This window comes from Klebsiella sp. K47, assembly GCF_051858335.1.
Taxonomy (GTDB): domain Bacteria; phylum Pseudomonadota; class Gammaproteobacteria; order Enterobacterales; family Enterobacteriaceae; genus Klebsiella; species Klebsiella pneumoniae.
Window position 1 is genome coordinate 1 of record NZ_JBPYUI010000130.1, and the last position, 291, is coordinate 291.

General features: G+C 67.4%; 1 protein-coding gene. It reads left to right on the forward strand.

Annotated features, from left to right (window positions below; all coding sequences use genetic code 11):
- Positions 1-187: hypothetical protein (locus RRF55_RS27405; protein ID WP_205414733.1), on the forward strand; the 187-nt coding region annotated here is incomplete at its 5' end.
- Between the last annotated feature and the right edge of the window lie 104 nt (positions 188-291).

Genomic DNA, 291 nt, shown 5'->3' on the forward strand with positions numbered 1-291 from the left:
CCACGCTACCGCCCGTACTTCCCGTCGTGGAAGCACTCTGGCTCTGGGTGGTGCCCGCTTCACGCAGCTCGTGCGTGGTTTTACTGCTGCCGATAGAGAATCCAATCCCCCCGGTTCCCGTCAGGCCGGATTTTTTCTCTTCTTTAGTGAATTACATCAACCGGACAAAGATGCTCCAGTGGCTTAAGACCTTCCCCGGCGCGAGGGGGGGGGGGAGGGAGGGGGGGGGGGGGGGGGGGGGGGGGGGAGGGGGTGGGGGGGGGGGGAGGGGGGGGAAGGGGGGGGGGGAGG